An 18672-nucleotide genomic window follows, 5' to 3' on the forward strand; every position below is an offset into this window, starting at 1 on the left:
AAATTAATTAACTTCTAACCCCGGAATGCTTAACTGTTCGGTTTTTGGCTGTGTTTCCCCCAGATAATCCCCCTGCAACATATTAATTAAACAGCCACCAAGATGATAGGCCATATTCACGGGAACCGCGTTACCAATCTGTCGATATTGAGAGGTTAAATTACCGGTAAATTGCCAATCATCGGGAAAGGACTGCACTCGTGCATATTCTCTCACAGTCAAAGGACGAGTTTCTTGGGGATGACATCTTTCTGTTTGGGTTTGTGCTGGACTACAGGTAATAGTTAAAGCCGGTTCATCCCAGGATAATCTTTTAGCATATCCTGTCCGTCCGCCGTGATTTTTGAGACTATTTTTCATATATTCTTTTTGAATATCCATCGGTAAATTCCGCCAATTTCCTCCTGGGGGAACTAAGGACATAATCTCTTTTTTTCTTTCTTTATATTCTACTCCTGGAGAACTGGGACAATTCTCTAGAGCTTTTTTCAGAGAAATAGTATAGTTTTTATATTGGGGAAAAATCGGTTTAATATTTAGGTCTTGACGGGTAGCAATAATAATTAATCTTTCTCTTTTTTGGGGAACATCGAGAAATTGAGCCGATAAAACTTGATAAGCAGCATAATAACCGATTTCCTGTAAAGCTTGCAGCATTAATTGCAGGGTTTCTCCTTTTTTATTGCTTAATAATCCTCGAACATTTTCGGCCATAGCGATTTTAGGTTGCACTTCCTGTAAACAACGAGCAAACTCAAAAAATAAGCTCCCTCTCAAGTCTTCTAATCCTTTTCCTAACCCAGCATAACTAAAAGGTTGGCAGGGAAAACCTCCAGCTACAACATCTATTTTGTCTCTAAAATCAGAAAATTTAATCTTTTTTATGTCTTGATTTATAACATTCCATTGCGGTCGATTGAGTCTTAAAGTATTAACACAATCTTGGTTAATTTCCACCAGTAATTGCGTTTTTAGTCCCGCATTTTCTAAACCTAAAGCCATACCACCACAGCCAGCAAATAATTCGATAACCGTGTAATTAGTTGGCTCAACAGTTTGTAAAATTCTCAATTCTCTGGGGGATTGGTTATTTTTAAGATTGGTTAATTGCTCGAGATCAAATAACCAATCAACTTGATTGATTTTCTGACCTTTGATTAATTTTTTCTTTTGCCATGTTAGTATTTCTGCGGTAGTTACACCGAGAATATTAGCGGCTTTTTGTAGATTTACCTGAGTCATAACCAATAATTAGCAACTTATCTACCTCTCTATTATACATCAAAGTAGCTAAACTTGATGTCGAGAAAATTTCTAGAAATATCCTTGATATAAAACATTTTCCAGTGATGGATTTGTATTATCAATATGAGTTTGTATTTTATCGATCATCCTTTGAAACACATCGGGATAATATTGAGAAGCATCCAAAAAATCTACATATTCCTGTCTGTGCAGCTGTCTTGCTTTTGAGGAGCGATACTCTTGTCGAAGATTAGCGGTCATACGCTTAGTTTTTCGTATAATTAACACATCATCAATTTGAGTAGAAATTATTGAAACTGGTGTCATATCAAGAAATTCGCAAATCAAAAAATATAAAGAGTTAGGAACGGCAATTTTTAAATCTCTACTTGTGGCTACAGCTTCCTGAAACATAGTTTTATCTAAATTGGTTTTGCACTCTGCACAAACATAGCCAAGATGAGACTCAATCAATTCATAATTTTGAAATTCTGGGTCAAAAGATGACTTTATATATAACTTTTTACCCAGCATAAAATCCTGATTTTTGCTTCTAATATTTGCTTGACCACCTTGACCAATATTGCCGAGAGAGGATAGGAAACTTAGTCCAGAGAAGGTATTTCGTGGACCCAATTCAAAAGAGTTATCTATTCCTTGTAAACTACGGAAAATCAGCTGCGGTAAAAATTCTTCTAATATAGTATTATCTAATTTTAACTGTCCCTTCTGTCTATACAAAAAGTTATCTGAACTATCAAAAATCAAGTCAAGTTCAATAAAACGCTTATATCGGTTAGTAGCTGACACTAGCTTTTCTACTGCATCTGCTTGACTAGAATTAATCGATTCTAACTCGATAATCCACTGGCGATATTTTATAATAGCTTCTTCTAAACGTTCCCGATCAGCTTCTGGCAACCGAGGATTGTTAAGACAGGCAGTTAGTTTCGTGTAGTGAGGACGGGAAAATTCGTTCATGTATTTTTGTTGATGTTCAAAGGTCAATATATAATCTCTTATCTAAAATTGGTGTTTTTTGAATATTATTGACTTTGGCAATTGCTGATTCTAAACATAGCTGGTTTTCTGAAGATACAAACAGCCTACTGCTTTCCAATACCTCGAATGCTACCTCTCTAGAAATTTGTTCTATTACCTCTTGGCTAACTTGATTATTTAAGTTAATAAAATTAATTATATCCTCTATAATAACTTTACCAAATTTATTCTTAAATTTTCTTTTTTGTCTTAATACTTTCTGGAATAGCTTGGTTTTGACACCTATTTTTTCAATAATATCAGCATTATAAAAAGGTACGCCAAGAACGTTAGATTCTTGTCCTACAATTAAAACAATTCTTGCTTGCTGCTTGGTGACTCTTGCCAGTTCCTTTAAAATGTCACCCATATCTAAACAGTATTGTACTACAGTGTAGAAACGATTACTCCTATTTGCTCTATTAGAGCCAATTTCTGACTTGGCTATCTTGAGTAAATCCCATCCTAAGATTTCAGCAGATTGACGATAATTTTGATGGTAATTAAAAACATTTATATAGGGTGGAGAAGTCACAACAAAATCTATCTGATTATTTTTTAGTGGTAGAGAACGAGCATCAGATAATCCAACCCTGATCGGCTTTTGAGAGTAAGGTAGCTTAGTAATTATATTACTAAGATGTAAAAATTTTTTCTGAATAAATTCCTGAGTAATTTTATTGTTACACACATCAAGAAGGATTACTAAAGCATCAAATAAAACCTTTGACCGATCCGGTAGCATATTCCTAGTATTTTGCAATTTATCTACTAAATTTTCTACTTGATCACTGACTTCAAAAATTCTCAAAGGAAATTCTTGATCGACGATATTTCTCAGGTTTTTAAGAACTTCTTTTTTTTGAGAATCATTGATAAATTCATAGGTATGACTCATGATATAAGCAGCGGGATTAATCTCAAATCCATAAGCTTCTAGGGATAAATAACTTGCCTCTAGTAAAACAGTTCCGCTACCCACAAAAGGATCGAGAATGACCGAATTAGATGGGCAATAGAAACTTAAAATAGTCTCTATCAGTTGGGGTGAAAACTGACCTCGCCAAACAAATAAATTGGCTCTAGTTTTCTCAATAATGTCAAGTTTTTCTTGGGGTATAGGTTGATCAAAATCTGGCAACTTTCAATCTCCCTCTATTGCTAAAATCAAAATTCAGGTTCTACTTTATCTAGAGAAAAAACACCATAAAATGTTGGGGCTGAACAAAGTTCAACCCCTCAATATTTTCCTACTTGCGTCCCGGAACTGTATATTTAAAATTCATCGGGCCGGTATAACCGGAAATCTCCGCTAATTTCTCTAATATTTGGGTTCCCGAATATTCTTGACCCTTAATAATCCAAGTGGGGAAACCTTTAATTCCGGCATCGCGACAAGCTTGGGGATTACCATTAACCCCTTGGGGATCGCATTCGATATAAACCCCTTCTTTTTTGAGGATTTCTCCCGCTTCCTTACCAAATAACTGTTTTTGATCGTAACAGTGGGGACACCAAAAAGCCCCGTATTCCTTCGCGCCAATTGCTTTTAAATGTTTAGCTAGGGCAATTTCTGCCTCTCCCGAAACCGTGGTTACTTCCCAACCGTAGGGGGGGGTAGCCGCTGTCATTGGCTGGGTAATTTCTTCTTTTCCTCCTGTCACGGTGGGGGAATTTACTCCCGTATAAACCGCTAAAGTTCCCACCAAAGTAATCATCGCCACCACAACCATCGGCAGTATAATTTGTCCTAAACCTTCCCATTCGCGACCGATAATTGTGAGAATTAATAAGGTTAAAGCGAACAAAGCCGAAGTGATGCAGTAGGGACACAATTCCTTTAATTCCGTGGCTAGAATATACATTAAATAACCACTAAATACCGCCATCGCCGTCGCCCCCGCTAACAGCAATAACCAAGTATTATTTTCTAAACTTTTGCGGAGATTTTTCTGAGTTTCCCCATTAATAAATAGAGGACTGAGGGCAAAAACCGCCATGGCAATATAGGCCAAAAAACCGAACAAACTCAAGGGCAGCCCGAAAACCGTAGCGTAGGGACTATTAAGAACACCACTACAACCAGCCCCATCAGTAGCTCCGGCGGTGCAGGCAGCAGCCCCTCCCGTCAGTTTGGTAATGGTTAAATAGCCGGTCAGAATCGCCCCCACGATCGAAACGCCCCCAATTAGGGGCCGGGAGTAGCGATGAATCCAAGGTACAGAACGACGACGCATAATATTATTTAGATTAAATTACAGCAGAATTCAGGAGTCAGGAGGTAAATCGAAATGTACTTTGTCGAAAGGAAAAATTCCCTAACCATATTGTGTTAATTAGGACGTTTTCAATTCCTAAAAACTTAGGATAGCTATCCCCTGAAACTATCCGCCATTCTAGCAAGGGGTTATGTGGACAGGGGCAAAGAAGGGAGAGAATTATTAATTTTTGCCTTTTGATCGTTGATCAGGCGTGCCGTTTCCACAAATTGCGACACCCGGATCGGATCCACCGGTTCAGTAATTTTGCCATGACGCTTGAGGGAACTAGCCACGATCACCCCATCAGCAGCCAGCAGCAACTGCCCGATATTGTCTAAATCAGCCCCGCTGCCGATAAAAACCGGTGTTCCCTTGGCCGCCGCCACTGCCAGTTCCAAATCCTCAAAACTGGGGGGGCTACCGGTGGCCCAACCAGAGAGGATCACCCCGTCTGCCAGTCCCCGTTCGATCGTATCTTGCACCGCCGTGGTCAGATTAGGGGTTCCCAAGGGGCGGGCGTGTTTAACCAAAACATCCGCTAAAATTTTGACCTCAGACCCCAATTCGCGGCGATAACGCAGGAGTTCGTGGGCCTGACCCTCAATAATGCCCTGATCGGTAGCCATAACCCCCGTTAGCACATTAACCCGAATAAATTGGGCATTAACACAGGTAGCGATCGCTAAGGCACTATGGGCATCATTGCGGAGAACATTAAGACCAATCGGTAAGACCACCAGATTTTTAATGCGATCAACAATTAAAGTCATGGCACTAACCACGGCGGGATCCACCTGTTGCTTAGTAAAGGGGGCATCAAAAAAATTCTCGATAATCAAACCATCAACACCACCGGCAGCCAAAGCCGTCGCCTCCTGTTCAGCCCGCTCGATCACCGTCTTGAGACTGCCACCCCAACGGGGGGAAGTGGGCAGGGGGGCGAGATGAACCACGCCAATAATCGGGTTTTTTGTCTTGAAAGTTGCAATTAAGTTCACAGCGTATACTACTCTTAGCGTCCCCAACCATGCGCCGCTCACCCATTTTAACAGGGTGAAGGCCTAGCCACGGTTCCACGGGGGGGAAATTATTTTAACTGCTAATGATTTTATCAATTCCGGAATCCGTTAAAATGTCTTAACATTAGAGAAGTTTAAGATTTGGTTGATACTCGATCGCATGGGCAATAAGCCAACCATCGCTATCTCACACCTAGGCTGTGAGAAAAACCGGATCGACTCCGAGCATATGTTAGGACTGCTGGCCAAGGCCGGCTATCCCGTAGATAATGACGAGGAGTTGGCCGATTACGTTATCGTTAATACCTGTAGTTTCATTCAAGCAGCTAGAGAAGAATCCGTTCGCACCCTCGTGGAACTGGCGGAAGCTAATAAAAAAATTATTATCTCCGGCTGTATGGCCCAACATTTCCAAGATGAACTGCTGACGGAATTGCCGGAAGCCGTGGCCATTGTCGGCACGGGGGATTATCAGAAAATTGTCGAGATCGTCGAACGGGTAGAGACGGGAGAACGAGTCAAAGAAGTCAGCACCGATCCCACTTTTATCGCCGACGAAAATCTGCCCCGTTATCGCACCACTACCGAAGGAGTCGCCTATCTGCGGGTGGCCGAAGGCTGCGATTATCGCTGTGCTTTCTGTATTATTCCCCACCTGCGCGGCGATCAGCGATCGAGATCGATCGAGTCCATTGTCAAGGAAGCGCGACAATTAGCCAGCCAAGGAGTCCAAGAATTAATTCTCATTTCGCAAATAACAACCAATTATGGGTTAGACTTATATGGCGAACCCAAATTAGCGGAACTCTTGCGAGCGCTGGGAGAAGTCGATATACCTTGGATTCGCGTTCACTACGCTTACCCGACCGGGTTAACGCCAAAGGTTATCGAGGCGATCCGAGAGACCCCGAATGTTTTACCCTATCTAGATTTGCCGCTACAGCATTCCCATCCCCACATCCTGCGGGCGATGAACCGTCCCTGGCAAGGACGAGTCAACGATGGCATTATCGAGCGGATCAAGCAAGCTATCCCGAACGCGGTTTTACGAACGACTTTTATCGTCGGTTTCCCCGGAGAAACCGAGGAACATTTCAGCCATCTGCTGGAATTTGTCAAGCGTCATGAGTTCGATCACGTCGGGGTGTTTACCTTCTCCGCCGAAGAAGGTACAGCCGCTTTTGACCTGCCCAATCCAGTGCCACAGGCAATTATGGACGAACGCCGCGAAAGGTTGATGTTAACTCAGCAACCAATCTCGGAACGCAAAAATCAAGCTTATATCGGTCAAACTGTCGATGTTCTCATCGAACAGGAAAACCCGGAAACGGGAGAATTAATCGGGCGTTCCGCTCGTTTTTCCCCGGAAGTAGATGGCTTGGTTTATGTGACAGGTGAGGCGATTCTAGGTGCGATCGTGCAGGTCCGAATCACTTCGGCCGATACCTACGATCTCTACGGCGAAATAGTCTAATTTTTCCATTTTTCTAATTTAATTCCCACAAAACAATCCCTATGACCACTGGTTTCAACAATTTAGGTTTATCCGATAGCCGTCTTCAACACCTAGAAACGCTTGGATTCACCACCCCCACGGAAATTCAAACCAAAGCCATCCCTCTCCTTCTAGAAGGGCATGACATGGTAGGAATGTCGCAAACGGGAACCGGCAAAACCGCCGCCTATTCCCTGCCTTTACTGGAACGCATGGACACCAAAAATCCTAACGTTCAAGCTTTAATCCTCACCCCCACCCGGGAATTAGCCCAACAGGTAGCCAGCGCCATCAAAGATTTCTCTGATGATCGTCGTCTCTTTATCCTGACAGTCTGTGGTGGTCAATCCATGGAACGTCAGATCCGCAGTCTGGAAAAAGGTGTCCAGATTGTGGTCGGGACTCCCGGCCGGGTAATCGATCTGCTCGATCGCAAAAAACTCCATCTAGAATCCCTAAACTGGGTAGTCCTCGATGAAGCGGACGAAATGCTCAGTATGGGTTTTATCGATGATGTTAAGAAAATTCTGCAAGCATCCCCCTCCACCCGTCAAACCGCCTGTTTCTCGGCAACTATGCCCCGGGAAATCCGCGATTTAATCGCTAATTTCTTGAAATCTCCCATTTCTGTGACGGTTTCTCAACCCCAGGCCGCTCCTGCTAAGATCGAGCAGAAAATTTATCTGATCCCTCGCGGTTGGACGAAATTAAAAGTCCTGCAACCCCTGTTAGAGATCGAACCCCTAGAATCGGCGATTATTTTCGTCCGCACCAAGCAAACCGCAGCCGAATTAACCAGCAAACTGCAAGAAGCGGGGCAAACGGTGGATGAATACCACGGTAACTTAAGCCAAGTGCAACGGGAACGACTGGTGCAACGTTTCCGCGAGGGCAAAATTAAATTAGTGGTAGCCACGGATATCGCGGCCCGCGGTCTAGATGTGGAAAATCTCAGCCACGTTATTAACTATGATCTGCCAGATAATGCCGAAACCTATATTCACCGCATTGGCCGCACCGGCCGCGCCGGTAAAACGGGAACTGCTATATCTTTAGTAGAACCGATCGATCGGCGTTTATTACGTCAGATTGAACAGCGTCTGCGTCAACGTCTGGAATCTAGTCCCATTCCTAGTCGTGCGGAAGTAGAAGCAAAACGTCTGGCCAAGCTGCAAAATCAGCTAAAAGAGGCTTTATCGGGGGAACGTATGGCTTCTTTCTTGCCTTTAGTGCGGGATTTAAGTGAAGAATACGATCCACAAGCGATCGCAGCGGCTGCCCTGCAAATGATCTACGATCAAAATTGTCCCCAGTGGATGAAAACCGATTGGGAAGTTCCCGCAGCGACGAGCAGTAAACCGGTGATTAATAAAACTCCCCGCAGTGGTGGTAGTAAGTACCCCTCTAAGTCGAATAACCGTCCTTCCCTGGACAAAAAAATTGTCTTTCAAGAACGTTAATTTTTAGTTCTTGAATAGATAATTTTAAGAGTTGATAGAACCAAAACGGTCTATCAACTTTTTTTATGTTTATAATAGCTTATTAACCCTATATACTTTTGACTTTTTTATACTGTTCTGTCACGGCGGCATTTAATAGATCATCTTTAAAATCTCTGATTAATTTAATTACTAAATTATAAGTATTGATGTATTCTTCATAATCGATAGTTAAATACTTGCCATGAGCAATTTTATTTCTTTGGGTGAGAAGTTGTTCATCAATAGCTTTCTGCTTCAGTTGATAATCACTATCATCAATTCCTAGAATAGTACAGATATCAGTGAAAACTTCAAAATTGAGATTAGATTTGGTGTTAATAATATTTTCGTAGGGTATATAAGCTGTATTTTCTAGGTTATCAAGTAAATTTTTGATCATCTCTTTTTGTAACTTAAATTTATTGGTTTTTATTAACTCATTTATAGATTTTCTAGAACTAAGGGCAACGAAACAGTAATCCAGTTCATGATAATTTAATTTTTTTAAGGAAACAAACTGCAAATAACATTCTGCTGCATATTTAATAAAACCTTCCCAATGGGCATAGAGAGTGGTTATTCCGGCTCTAATTAATACATCTTGCTCAGTTCCTTTTTGTGGAGGAATTTTATTTTTTAAAATACTAAGTTCTTTAATTCGCCATGCCATATCTTCATCTAAGTTTTTCTGGAGAATTTCGATAGTTCTATTATCTTTACTCATTACTTTTTAAAATATTTTTTGCCAAATTCAATCATTTTGAGCATTCTAGTTCTAGCTCTCGATCCCGTACCGATGTTATAAATAAAGTCAGATTCTGACCACATTTCCTGAATTTTTGTTCTTAGCAGTTCAATATCTTGAGTAGAGTAATCATCAATATTTTCTCGTAATCCTGTGGTGATCGCTTCATAAGCAGAATCGAGAAATTTACCCTTAAATCTTGTTCCATCATATTTGGTAAAAGTATCTTCATTCGTCGCTTGATCAAGCAATAAAAACATTTTAGCGAATTTTTCTTGCTCTAACACACGATCAAAAGTCCTGGAATTGCATAATTCTATCAGATAGTCAGTCAAATATTCATTAACCTCTTTTTTGTTCAATGATTTTGGATCAAATGTGGGAGAAGACAGGGCAAAATATTTAAGAATTAGTTCCAAGTCGTAGCGTTCTTGTCTTAATCGCTCGGATAGGGAAATACAATTTTTAAAGTTCTCATTTTCTGCCAAGTCTTCTAACCACTTATATAGGCTTTTATCTAGCATAATCAAAAGACAATTACGCACCTCTTGATAAGATAAAAAAGAGCCACCGGTATTTAAACGATCAAAAACTTCAAACTTAGCATTTTTATCCGATTCTTTTTGGATAATCTGAACCTGTATTTTCGCTCTTTTGAAGTCTATTTTTAGAGATGGGGGCAAATTATACTCTCCTTCCTCTGCACCTTCCCACATAACTCCGTTTAAGCTAGGTAATAACTTAGTACCTTGAAGCACCAGTTTCGGTTTTTTCTTAGTTTCATCGTCCTCATCTCTTAAATCGCCAACAAATTCCAAAATTGTTGAAATCCTTTGTAATCCATCCACCAATTCCCAAACACTATCTTCTTCTCTCTGATAGACAAAAATAGAGGGAATAGGAATTCCTAATAGTATCGATTCTATGAATCGGCTTTTTTGGGCTATTGTCCAACGAAAATATCTTTGAAAATCTGGATTAATTGTCATTTCTTTGTTATTATAAAGACTAATAATCTCTCCGATTGACATAGGATAGTTATCGGTACGAAATTCTTTAGTTTTTGCCTTAACTTCTTCTAATAAATTCATCTTATAGCAGTTATCTTAATGGTGAAGTACAAAGTTTTCGTTTTGGGGAGCCGGTCGTCAGGATTCGATACCAAATTAGGTTACACTTCATCTTTAGAAACAAAGCTGTAATTTTTCTATACTTAGTATAATCCCTATATTCTACTTTAATACCATCCGCCAATTCAAAAATGAAACGCGTCAACCTCAAGAGTTGACAGAAAAAGGCTCATCCCCGCAATTGGCACAAACATCAATTTTCAGGTGGCTAATCTGCAAAGACGCGATTTATGTCCCGATATTGCGGTGATGTTAGCTTGGATTGAACAGGCAAAAATCTTAACCAGAGAGTTAAAATAAGCCCTATCTCCGATAATTTTGGCATAAATTAACCAAAAGTAGTGCCATTCCATCCCCAAAGATCACCTTTCGCCTCGGCAAATTCTAGATAAATGCGATTTTTCGGTATTCCTAAATAAGCCTCAATTTCTTGACAAAAATCACTACTCATGCTTTTAGTTTGAGCGGCGGAAATAGAACCAACACTTTTAATCTCCACATAACACACCGGCTCAAAAGTGCCAGCAAAAGTCATTTTTATCCCCGATTCTAAAGCTGTCATCACATAGGATTCGGGTTTTCCCAGATGTTTAGCTAATTTAGCCGAAAGACTCTGCAAAAGTTGATTAATCGTCTCATCATCGAGGGAGGTGACAGAAGTTTGAATTTTAATTAGAGGCATAGGAAAAATCTCAGAAATATTTTTCTATAATATAACAGTGTTGATGGCAATCACAGATATTCTTTTGCTTCAGAAGGCTTCAATTATCCAATCCTTCAGAAATTATGAATTATGAATTATGAATTATGAATTGGGGATAGGCAATCTGGAAAAGTAAATAGGACTAGCTGAATAAGTACCTAAGCAAAATTAATTACACATATCTAACCCCCCTTGCCTTTTGCCTTTTGCTTTTTGCCTTTCTTCACTAGGAAATTTATTTTGCACGACTACTTATCGGTAGCAGCTTTGCTAAAAAATGGTTTTGGGACTTTATGAGCAAAACAACAAACTTTTTGCCGCAAACCCCACATACAGTACAATTATTACAGTTAAGGGTTTGAAAGGCCTAGGATGATGGCAAAGCAATCAAGGGCAATTGCGGTGACAGAACATGATAATAAATGTCCCGAATGTCTGCACTTAGAGATTTCGGGAGAACCTGTTGCGCCTGAGTCTAAGGGTGTTTTTTCGCTTTTGAAAAAGTCTGATCCAGAGGCGTTTTCCCTATCGGTGCGGATTATTTTTAATCAGCAGTGGCTTGATTTTTCTTTTGGACGGGTTAAGTTTGGTTTGCGGGGGGGAGAGTTACGCTTAAAACTGGAGAATGGCCAAATGCCTTCTGAGTTGAGAAATGAGGCGTTGAAAAAGATTTTAGCAAGGGAATTAGAGATTGAACGTCAGTTAGGAGGAGAACAGGAAAGCAAGTCTCAACTAGAAGGCTCTATAACTCCTGATTTATCGAAAGCAAACTTAAAGGGAGTTAGAGAAAAGCGTCAAAAAGAGTCCCAGGGGGATAAGTTTCAGCTTAAAATAGCGCAAATTAGTCACAAGGGAGCAAATAATCAGCCTGTGTGGGTGTTCGAGAATAGGACAGGTGAGCCTGTTTTGATTGGGGAATTAGCAGATTCCCTGGGTAAAATGTTAATTGCGGGTGTTCCCTGGAGCGTTGAAGCGACATTTACTCATGAAATGCGTCAGGTTGTGATTACGGGTTTAGAAAATTTATTTAAAGATGATATTTCTGGACACAAATTAAACGTATTTGAGTTAGCAGTAGCTAAGTTATTTTTAAAGCATAAAACCCAACCCTATCTAAGTCGTCAGGTATTACGTTATGAGTGATGCAGATTTTATTCGAGAAGTTGAAGAACTGTACCTGCGTCTTGCTAATGCAGATACAGATGATCTTGTTGAGTTAGCTAAACTTGCGGGTTTAGACCCTAAAACAGATTTAGCCGACTCTGTTTGGGTTCCCTATCCCAGCTTTGGGGAATTTCGCCAGAACACCTTAGCGGCGGCGGTGCTGACAGATTATCTAAAAGAGCATGGGATAGAGGTAGATGCTGCGGCGGCTGATAATGCTCAAGTGGTACTACCCAAGCTAGGTAAACTAGAAGCTGTGTTGATTCCTCAAGACTCTGGTGAAGAACCGTTGGATTTAAGCCAAATTAGTGTCGAAATTGACCTAAATCCGGCAACTCTAGCCTATATTTTAATCGAGTTAGGGGAAGGGGGAGCTTGGTTAACTGGGGTTCTGTTGAGTTCGGACCTGCGTCAGGATTTCCCAGAAGGCGGTGCGGTGTCCTTGGCGATGAGGAAACCTATATCGGCGCTGTGGGAGGCTTACCGTCGGTGGGAAAACTGTCAGCAAATCATGGCGCAGTATATCGATAAACAAGGCTGGTCGGCGGAACAGCGAGCGGAGGTAATCACAGTGTTAAACTGGGTCTGGGACTATCGGCAGGACTATGAGCGTCCGACGCTATTAAAGGAGTTTTTAGAAGAGAAGGCCAGCGAGAATAATGAGAATTTTAAACCCTTAGTCTCGCGTCCGGAAGGGGTAAGGGAAGCAACGCCTGAGCCGTCTTCAGTGGGTGCGGTGGACTGGCTAGAGGTGGCGATGGATTTGCTTGATGAATTGGGAAAATGTATTTAAAAAATAATCATGAAAAGCATTAAAATAATTGTCGAAAAGCTATAAAAGCTTTTAAAATTCTTCAATGGTCAATCCAGCATCGTTAACAATTCCAGCCATAGTATAAGCATTAACCGGATTGGCTCTAGGAATGACAATAATACGCTTCCCATTCGCCATCGTAATATGTTTACCTTGTCTAATGACTTGAAAACCTGCTTTTTCTAAGGCCTGAATTGCTCTTAAATGATTTATTCCTGGAAGTTTTGGCATAATTATCCAACTTCTACATAAAGAGATTCGTCATCTTTATTTAGTTCTTCGACTGTCTCTAAGTAGAGTTGAATGGCATCCTTGATATTTTCTAAAGCTTCCTCTTTAGTTTCCCCTTGTGACCAGCACCCCGGTAAACTTGGACACCATATCGCATATCCTTCCTCGCTCTCTTGTAACCTTACTTTATAGCGCATACTTACCTTTTAATTTTGACTATTATCATTTGTAATTATATCCCACTTTTCGCCATCTGGGAAACCTGCGCCCAAATGTAACATATAGTCATTTCAAATAAGGTTGTAGGGGCGAAGCATTCGGGCAATAACCTATCGCTGAAACCGTAGATTTCTTATCCGAATGCTTCGCCCCTGCGGGAGTGCTTACTGACAATAATAGTGAGATAGGTGAGTCTTGTCTCATTCTTAGTTGAAATAACTATATCTTGGGAACTGTAATAGGCGAATAAAATACTGCTATCTGTAATAATTTTGGGGGGATAATTTGTCATGAATGATCTTGCTGATGGTGGTTTTGGATATATTCTGCCACTACTTTTTTGCGGTTTTCTCGCAATGACAAATCAGGTGGAGCATTTTCTAAAAGATGCTGAGGATGACCTCCCCGGCGTTGTAATAAAGTTTTACGCGGTTTTAAGCTTTGCCAATGTTCGTAAATGAGTTTTTTCAGAAGTTCTTCTGAGCTAATATTCTCTTCGGAAATGATGTCTGCTAGATAGTTCTCGGTTTCTCGATCTAGATTAATGGATAACATTGTTACTTCATGGGATAAATCAACATCTTTGATTATAGCTTAAAATCCATGATCGCACTCACCCCCCATCCCCAATTGAGTTTGCTAGAGAAAAATTCAGGGTACGGGCGAAGCATTCGGATAGGAAATCTAGGGTTTCAGTAATAGGTTATTGTCCGAATGCTTCGCCCCTACTCAATCATCTAACAATCCGTCGTAACGCACCACACCTATCATTAATTTAACTTCGTTATAACATATAATTAATTGTCAAGAGTTCTTATCTGATTAGGTAGGCGTTAAAAATTATCAGATGCCCCCCTTATCAAGGGGGGACTAAGGGGGGATCAACACCCCCCTTATCAAGGGGGGACTAAGGGGGGATCAACACCCCCCTTATCAAGGGGGGACTAAGGGGGGATCAAACCCAAAATCTATCTTCAATTTAATTAGAACCACTACTACTAAAAACAATCATGAACGAAGCAAGAATAGAAGCTTACTTAGCCCTAATCCAAGCGCTCCTCCAGTGCGAAAATGGTCTGGAACCAGCGCTATTAGAGGCTAACGCGGAATTACTTGATGCAGGCTTAGTCGCTGTGATGAAGCAGTATGCAGACTTATTAGAACAGCAAGGACAAAGCAATGAAGGGAGATGGTTGCTGAATATGGCGCAACAGTTAGAGCAAATTTTAGACCCGCCAAGAGATAACCAAAACCTCTACATCAGTTTTTTACAAACCCTACTGGAAACTGTCGTAGAAAGTCACGGAAACCCCCAAGCAATTTATCCCCTGCTCGACAATAACCTCCATCTCTTAGATGAAAACTTACTTAACCTCCTCCGTGCTTGGGGAAATCAAACCAAGGAACAAGCCAGTCGAGAGGAAACTCACAGACTAGCGGCAATACTCTATTGTCTTACTTATGCTTTTCATGAATTTCCTAAAGGTAATCCACTCATTAACCTAGCCATTGCCGTCTATGGATACGAGTTTTGTGCTGCAACTAAACGCCAACCGGGATTAGAAAGGGATTTAGCCACAACCCTCAATAATCTGGGCGTAGCCTACGTCACCCAAGCCGAACTAGGGAAAGAGCCAGTGGCCAACCTAGAACGGGCGATCGCCGCCCTCACCGAAGCCACCACCATCCGCCGCCAACCCGGATTAGAAAGGGATTTAGCCCAAACCCTCAATAATCTGGGCAATGCCTACCGCACCCAAGCCCAACTAGGGAAAGAGCCGGTAGCCAACCTAGAACGGGCGATCGCCGCCTATACCGAAGCCACCACCATCCGCCGCCAACCGGGATTAGAAAGGGATTTAGCCCTAACCCTCACTAATCTGGGCAATGCCTACCTCACCCAAGCCCAACTAGGGAAAGAGCCGGTAGCCAACCTAGAACGGGCGATCGCCACCTACACCGAAGCCACCACCATCCGCCGCCAACCGGGATTAGAAAGGGATTTAGCCACAACCCTCAATAATCTGGGCATAGCCTACCACACCCAAGCCCAACTAGGGAAAGAGCCGGTAGCCAACCTAGAACGTGCGATCGCCGCCTATACCGAAGCCACCACCATCCACCGCCAACCCGGATTAGAAAGGGATTTAGCCCAAACCCTCAATAATCTGGGCGTAGCCTACAGCACCCAAGCCCGACTAGGGAAAGAGCCGGTGGTCAACCTAGAACGGGCGATCGCCGCCTATACCGAGGCCGCCACCATCCGCCGCCAACCCGGATTAGAAAGGGATTTAGCCACAACCCTCAATAATCTGGGCCTAGCCTACTGGACTCAATCCCAAGTGGGGAAAGAGCCGGTAGCTAACCGAGAACGGGCGATCAATGCCTACACCGAAGCCACCACCATCTTCCGCCAACTGGGATTAGAAAGGGATTTAGCCGAAACCCTCAATAATCTGGGCATAGCCTACCTCAACCAAGCCGAACTAGGGAAAGAGCCGGTAGCCAACCTAGAACGGGCGATCGCCGCCTACACCGAAGCCACCACCATCTTCCGCCAACCGGGATTAGAAAGGGATTTAGCCACAACCCTCACTAATCTGGGCATAGCCTACCTCACCCAGGCCCGACTAGGGAAAGAGCCGGTAGCCAACCTAGAACGGGCGATCGCCGCCTATACCGAAGCCACCACCATCCGCCGCCAACCCGGATTAGAAAGGGATTTAGCCGGAACCCTCAATAATCTGGGCAATGCCTACCGCACCCAGGCCGAACTAGGGAAAGAGCCGGTAGCCAACCTAGAACGGGCGATCGCTACCTATACCGAAGCCACCACCATCCGCCGCCAACCCGGATTAGAAAGGGATTTAGCCACAACCCTCAATAATCTGGGCAATGCCTACCGCACCCAGGCCCGACTAGGGAAAGAGCCAGTGGCCAACCTAGAACGGGCGATCGCCAATTATCGAGAAGCACTTTCCTTTCTCAACCCCGCTCTCTTACCGGCTGACACCCTGAGAACTGGGCGCAACTTAGGCGATATCGGTTTCCAGCAGGGTTGGTGGGACATTGCCATCGAAGGCTACACCGTCGCCGTGGAAGCCGTTGAACAAAGCCGCGCCTGGGCAACCAGTGAAGCCCTTCGCCAAGAGATTGTCCGCGAGTCCATCGGTGTTTATGAAAACCTAATCCAAGCCGCCGTTAACCAAGGCGACCTCTCCCTGGCGCTGCGAACCGTCGAACGTTCCCGCTCCAAACGCCTCGCCGACCTCATCGCTGTGGGCGACCTCTACGCCGATGGGCGCGTTCCCCCAGAGATCCAAGCCTGGTATCAGCAGGTTAAGGATAGCCGTCAGATCCAATCCCAACTCCGTCAAAAACCCCTCGACCAGCCCGGATTCACCCAGAAACCCCAACCCTACCCCATCGGTAACACCCGCGCCAGCTTTGCCACGGAACAACTCTACGCCGCCGAAGCCGCTGAACGTCAAGCCTGGGATGCTCTCTACCGCTTTGATGCCATCACCGCCCAACTTCAGCAACCCCAACCCCAACCCCGACTCGATCAGCTAACGGCGCTGCTTCCATCCCCCCAGACTGCCCTCCTCAGCTTCTACACCACCGCCACCCATACCCACATCTTTGTCCTGCGTCGCCCCTCCCGGGATGGCGGGGAAGGGGTCAACTGCCACACTATTCCCAATCCCCCGGAGTCCGCCAACGACTTGCAAAACTGGCTGGTCGTCAACTGGGTTAACCCCTACATTGCGATTAATCAAGCAGAGACCGCCCAATCCCGCCAGCAGCGTCGGGATGAGTGGCACCAAGCTATGGCCACTCGTCTGCAAGAACTGGCAACCCGACTGCAATTCGACACCCTCATCCAACAGCACCTCCAGGGCATCACTGAGTTAATCCTGATTCCCCACCTGTTCCTGCACCAAATTCCCTTCGACCTTCTACCCACCGCCCAAGGCCAACTACTGGGCGATCGCTTTCGCCTTCAGTTTGTCCCTAGTACGAAAATTCTCGGACTGTGCCAAGAGCGATCGCAACCGACTCCCGACACCCTGGGGATTGTGGAAAACACCACAGAGGATTTGCCCTATACTCCCCTAGAGTGTGAGTGGGTCGCCCAAACCTGGAATGTGCCTCGCCAACGGCGGCTACAGGGGCGCACAGTCACCCCCGACTCTTATCTGCAATTGCTGAAACAAGTGCAGGCTTTGCTCTCCAGCCACCACGCCACCAGCCGCCCCGATGATCCCCTCAACTCCCACCTCGTCCTAGCCGAAGAGCAAAAAGTCACCCTCCGGGATTTACTTAGTCCCCTGTGGCGTTTTCCCGAATTGTTGGAAGTGTTTCTCTCCTGTTGTGAAACCGGTCTCAGTTTTGCCACTTCCCGAGATGAAGAGGGAAACCTGCGACGGGAATTACTGGACGAACCCCTCAGCTTAGGTACAGGCTTTCTGCTGGGGGGCGCTCGTGCTGTGATTAGTAGTCATTGGGCGGTGACTGATCTAGCGACGGCGCTGTTTTCCCGGGAGTACCATCGCGCACGGCGGGCCGGAGAGGAACGTTTAACGGCTCTACATCAGGCTCGTCAAGCGCTGCGGGAGACTTGCCAAAAAGACTGGCGGGACCGTTTGACAGCCGATTATCAGCAGGCTTATCAGACTTGGCGACAAATGCGCCAAACTAAGGATCCGAACGCCGATACTGCTCAAGCCAATTATCAGAAAATCGGCGAATTGATCAAGTGGCTCGACGAATTTGCTCCCGACGCAGTGCCTTTTCAGGATTATCGTTACTGGGGGGCGTTCTATTGTCTGGGACTTCCTTAAATTATGAATTATTTCCTTGTTGCAAGTAAAATGTAGTAAAATGTAGGGTGCGTTAGACGGCGACAATCTTTGCTTAAACTTGAATCTAACAATCCGTCGTAACGCACCACACCTATCATTAATTTATTTGGTGCGTTGCTAGAGAAAAATTTGGGGTACGGGCGAAGCATTCGGATAGGAAATCTACGGTTTCAGTGATAGGTTATGCCCAAATGCTTCGCCCCTACAGGACTCTCAAAACCTTGCACCTGTTTCGCAAAAAAATATCCTAAAACTCTTA

16 protein-coding genes are annotated in these 18672 nt (G+C 43.7%); 5 read left to right on the forward strand and 11 right to left on the reverse strand.

Going from position 1 to position 18672, the window contains the following annotated elements; all coding sequences use genetic code 11:
- Nucleotides 1–3: 3 nt before the first annotated feature.
- The 5 genes from LW728_RS00545 to btpA form a co-directional block, all read right to left on the reverse strand.
- A complete protein-coding gene (locus LW728_RS00545; RefSeq protein WP_287764643.1) occupies nucleotides 4–1242 on the reverse strand; it encodes a DNA cytosine methyltransferase in 1239 nt (412 codons plus the stop codon).
- 72 nt (nucleotides 1243–1314) lie between these two features.
- Nucleotides 1315–2253 (reverse strand): Bpu10I family restriction endonuclease, encoded by a 939-nt coding sequence (locus LW728_RS00550; protein WP_004268345.1) that lies wholly within the window; start codon nucleotides 2251–2253, stop codon nucleotides 1315–1317.
- Nucleotides 2243–3427: a DNA methyltransferase gene (locus LW728_RS00555; protein WP_046662817.1), complete on the reverse strand. Its 1185-nt coding sequence runs from the start codon at nucleotides 3425–3427 to the stop codon at nucleotides 2243–2245. The genes LW728_RS00550 and LW728_RS00555 overlap by 11 nt, the downstream gene beginning before the upstream one ends.
- A 109-nt stretch (nucleotides 3428–3536) precedes the next feature.
- Nucleotides 3537–4523 carry a vitamin K epoxide reductase family protein gene (locus LW728_RS00560; RefSeq protein ID WP_287764647.1) on the reverse strand — a complete coding sequence of 329 codons (987 nt, stop codon included), beginning with the start codon at nucleotides 4521–4523 and terminating at the stop codon, nucleotides 3537–3539.
- A gap of 170 nt (nucleotides 4524–4693) precedes the next feature.
- Nucleotides 4694–5545 (reverse strand): photosystem I biogenesis protein BtpA, encoded by an 852-nt coding sequence (btpA, locus tag LW728_RS00565; RefSeq protein WP_287764649.1) that lies wholly within the window; start codon nucleotides 5543–5545, stop codon nucleotides 4694–4696.
- A 181-nt stretch (nucleotides 5546–5726) separates the two neighbouring features.
- Between btpA and rimO the strand changes: the two genes are divergently transcribed.
- A complete protein-coding gene (gene rimO / locus LW728_RS00570; protein ID WP_287666272.1) occupies nucleotides 5727–7040 on the forward strand; it encodes a 30S ribosomal protein S12 methylthiotransferase RimO in 1314 nt (437 codons plus the stop codon).
- Nucleotides 7041–7081: 41 nt separating this feature from the next.
- Nucleotides 7082–8521 carry a DEAD/DEAH box helicase gene (locus LW728_RS00575; RefSeq protein WP_004268339.1) on the forward strand — a complete coding sequence of 480 codons (1440 nt, stop codon included), beginning with the start codon at nucleotides 7082–7084 and terminating at the stop codon, nucleotides 8519–8521.
- Between the two features lie 88 nt (nucleotides 8522–8609).
- On the opposite strand, the gene LW728_RS00580 is transcribed toward LW728_RS00575, so the two are convergent.
- The 3 genes from LW728_RS00580 to LW728_RS00590 form a co-directional block, all read right to left on the reverse strand.
- The gene (locus LW728_RS00580) at nucleotides 8610–9266 is read right to left on the reverse strand and encodes an MAE_28990/MAE_18760 family HEPN-like nuclease (protein ID WP_287666269.1); all 657 of its coding nucleotides are present in this window, start codon (nucleotides 9264–9266) and stop codon (nucleotides 8610–8612) included.
- Nucleotides 9266–10378: a DUF262 domain-containing protein gene (locus tag LW728_RS00585; RefSeq protein ID WP_002731650.1), complete on the reverse strand. Its 1113-nt coding sequence runs from the start codon at nucleotides 10376–10378 to the stop codon at nucleotides 9266–9268. Before LW728_RS00585 ends, LW728_RS00580 begins: the two co-directional genes overlap by 1 nt.
- 367 nt (nucleotides 10379–10745) lie before the next feature.
- Nucleotides 10746–11099, reverse strand: coding sequence for a phenylpyruvate tautomerase MIF-related protein (locus LW728_RS00590; protein WP_110545606.1), 354 nt, complete (start codon nucleotides 11097–11099; stop codon nucleotides 10746–10748).
- A 396-nt stretch (nucleotides 11100–11495) separates the two neighbouring features.
- On the opposite strand from LW728_RS00590, the gene LW728_RS00595 reads away from it, so the two are divergent.
- On the forward strand, nucleotides 11496–12263 hold the full coding sequence (locus LW728_RS00595) for a hypothetical protein (RefSeq protein ID WP_287666265.1): 768 nt from the start codon (nucleotides 11496–11498) through the stop codon (nucleotides 12261–12263).
- Entirely contained in the window at nucleotides 12256–13077 is an 822-nt protein-coding gene (locus tag LW728_RS00600) for a hypothetical protein (RefSeq protein ID WP_287764652.1), read from the forward strand. Before LW728_RS00595 ends, LW728_RS00600 begins: the two co-directional genes overlap by 8 nt.
- 51 nt (nucleotides 13078–13128) lie before the next feature.
- On the opposite strand, the gene LW728_RS00605 is transcribed toward LW728_RS00600, so the two are convergent.
- The 3 genes from LW728_RS00605 to LW728_RS00615 all read right to left on the reverse strand — a co-directional run bounded on the left by LW728_RS00605 (nucleotide 13129) and on the right by LW728_RS00615 (nucleotide 14103).
- The gene (locus tag LW728_RS00605) at nucleotides 13129–13329 is read right to left on the reverse strand and encodes a type II toxin-antitoxin system HicA family toxin (RefSeq protein ID WP_287764654.1); all 201 of its coding nucleotides are present in this window, start codon (nucleotides 13327–13329) and stop codon (nucleotides 13129–13131) included.
- Nucleotides 13330–13331: 2 nt separating this feature from the next.
- Complete coding sequence (locus LW728_RS00610; RefSeq protein ID WP_002784633.1) at nucleotides 13332–13526, reverse strand: type II toxin-antitoxin system HicB family antitoxin; 195 nt, start codon at nucleotides 13524–13526, stop codon at nucleotides 13332–13334.
- A gap of 310 nt (nucleotides 13527–13836) precedes the next feature.
- The gene (locus tag LW728_RS00615; RefSeq protein WP_046661765.1) at nucleotides 13837–14103 is read right to left on the reverse strand and encodes a hypothetical protein; all 267 of its coding nucleotides are present in this window, start codon (nucleotides 14101–14103) and stop codon (nucleotides 13837–13839) included.
- A 455-nt stretch (nucleotides 14104–14558) separates the two neighbouring features.
- Here LW728_RS00615 and LW728_RS00620 point away from each other — a divergent pair, with 455 nt between their 5' ends.
- Nucleotides 14559–18392 carry a CHAT domain-containing tetratricopeptide repeat protein gene (locus LW728_RS00620; RefSeq protein ID WP_287764656.1) on the forward strand — a complete coding sequence of 1278 codons (3834 nt, stop codon included), beginning with the start codon at nucleotides 14559–14561 and terminating at the stop codon, nucleotides 18390–18392.
- Nucleotides 18393–18672 lie beyond the last annotated feature (280 nt).

Source organism: Microcystis sp. 49638_E5 (assembly GCF_021300285.1).
Lineage (GTDB): Bacteria > Cyanobacteriota > Cyanobacteriia > Cyanobacteriales > Microcystaceae > Microcystis > Microcystis aeruginosa_C.

Coding starts and splice junctions, on each gene's coding strand:
- LW728_RS00620 (WP_287764656.1), top strand. CDS start 14,559: ATGAACGAAGCAAGAATAGAAGCTTACTTAGCCCTAATCCAAGCGCTC.
- LW728_RS00610 (WP_002784633.1), bottom strand. CDS start 13,526: ATGCGCTATAAAGTAAGGTTACAAGAGAGCGAGGAAGGATATGCGATA.
- LW728_RS00595 (WP_287666265.1), top strand. CDS start 11,496: ATGGCAAAGCAATCAAGGGCAATTGCGGTGACAGAACATGATAATAAA.
- LW728_RS00545 (WP_287764643.1), bottom strand. CDS start 1,242: ATGACTCAGGTAAATCTACAAAAAGCCGCTAATATTCTCGGTGTAACT.
- LW728_RS00580 (WP_287666269.1), bottom strand. CDS start 9,266: ATGAGTAAAGATAATAGAACTATCGAAATTCTCCAGAAAAACTTAGAT.
- LW728_RS00585 (WP_002731650.1), bottom strand. CDS start 10,378: ATGAATTTATTAGAAGAAGTTAAGGCAAAAACTAAAGAATTTCGTACC.
- LW728_RS00600 (WP_287764652.1), top strand. CDS start 12,256: ATGAGTGATGCAGATTTTATTCGAGAAGTTGAAGAACTGTACCTGCGT.
- LW728_RS00575 (WP_004268339.1), top strand. CDS start 7,082: ATGACCACTGGTTTCAACAATTTAGGTTTATCCGATAGCCGTCTTCAA.
- rimO (WP_287666272.1), top strand. CDS start 5,727: ATGGGCAATAAGCCAACCATCGCTATCTCACACCTAGGCTGTGAGAAA.
- LW728_RS00615 (WP_046661765.1), bottom strand. CDS start 14,103: ATGTTATCCATTAATCTAGATCGAGAAACCGAGAACTATCTAGCAGAC.
- LW728_RS00560 (WP_287764647.1), bottom strand. CDS start 4,523: ATGCGTCGTCGTTCTGTACCTTGGATTCATCGCTACTCCCGGCCCCTA.
- LW728_RS00590 (WP_110545606.1), bottom strand. CDS start 11,099: ATGCCTCTAATTAAAATTCAAACTTCTGTCACCTCCCTCGATGATGAG.
- LW728_RS00605 (WP_287764654.1), bottom strand. CDS start 13,329: ATGCCAAAACTTCCAGGAATAAATCATTTAAGAGCAATTCAGGCCTTA.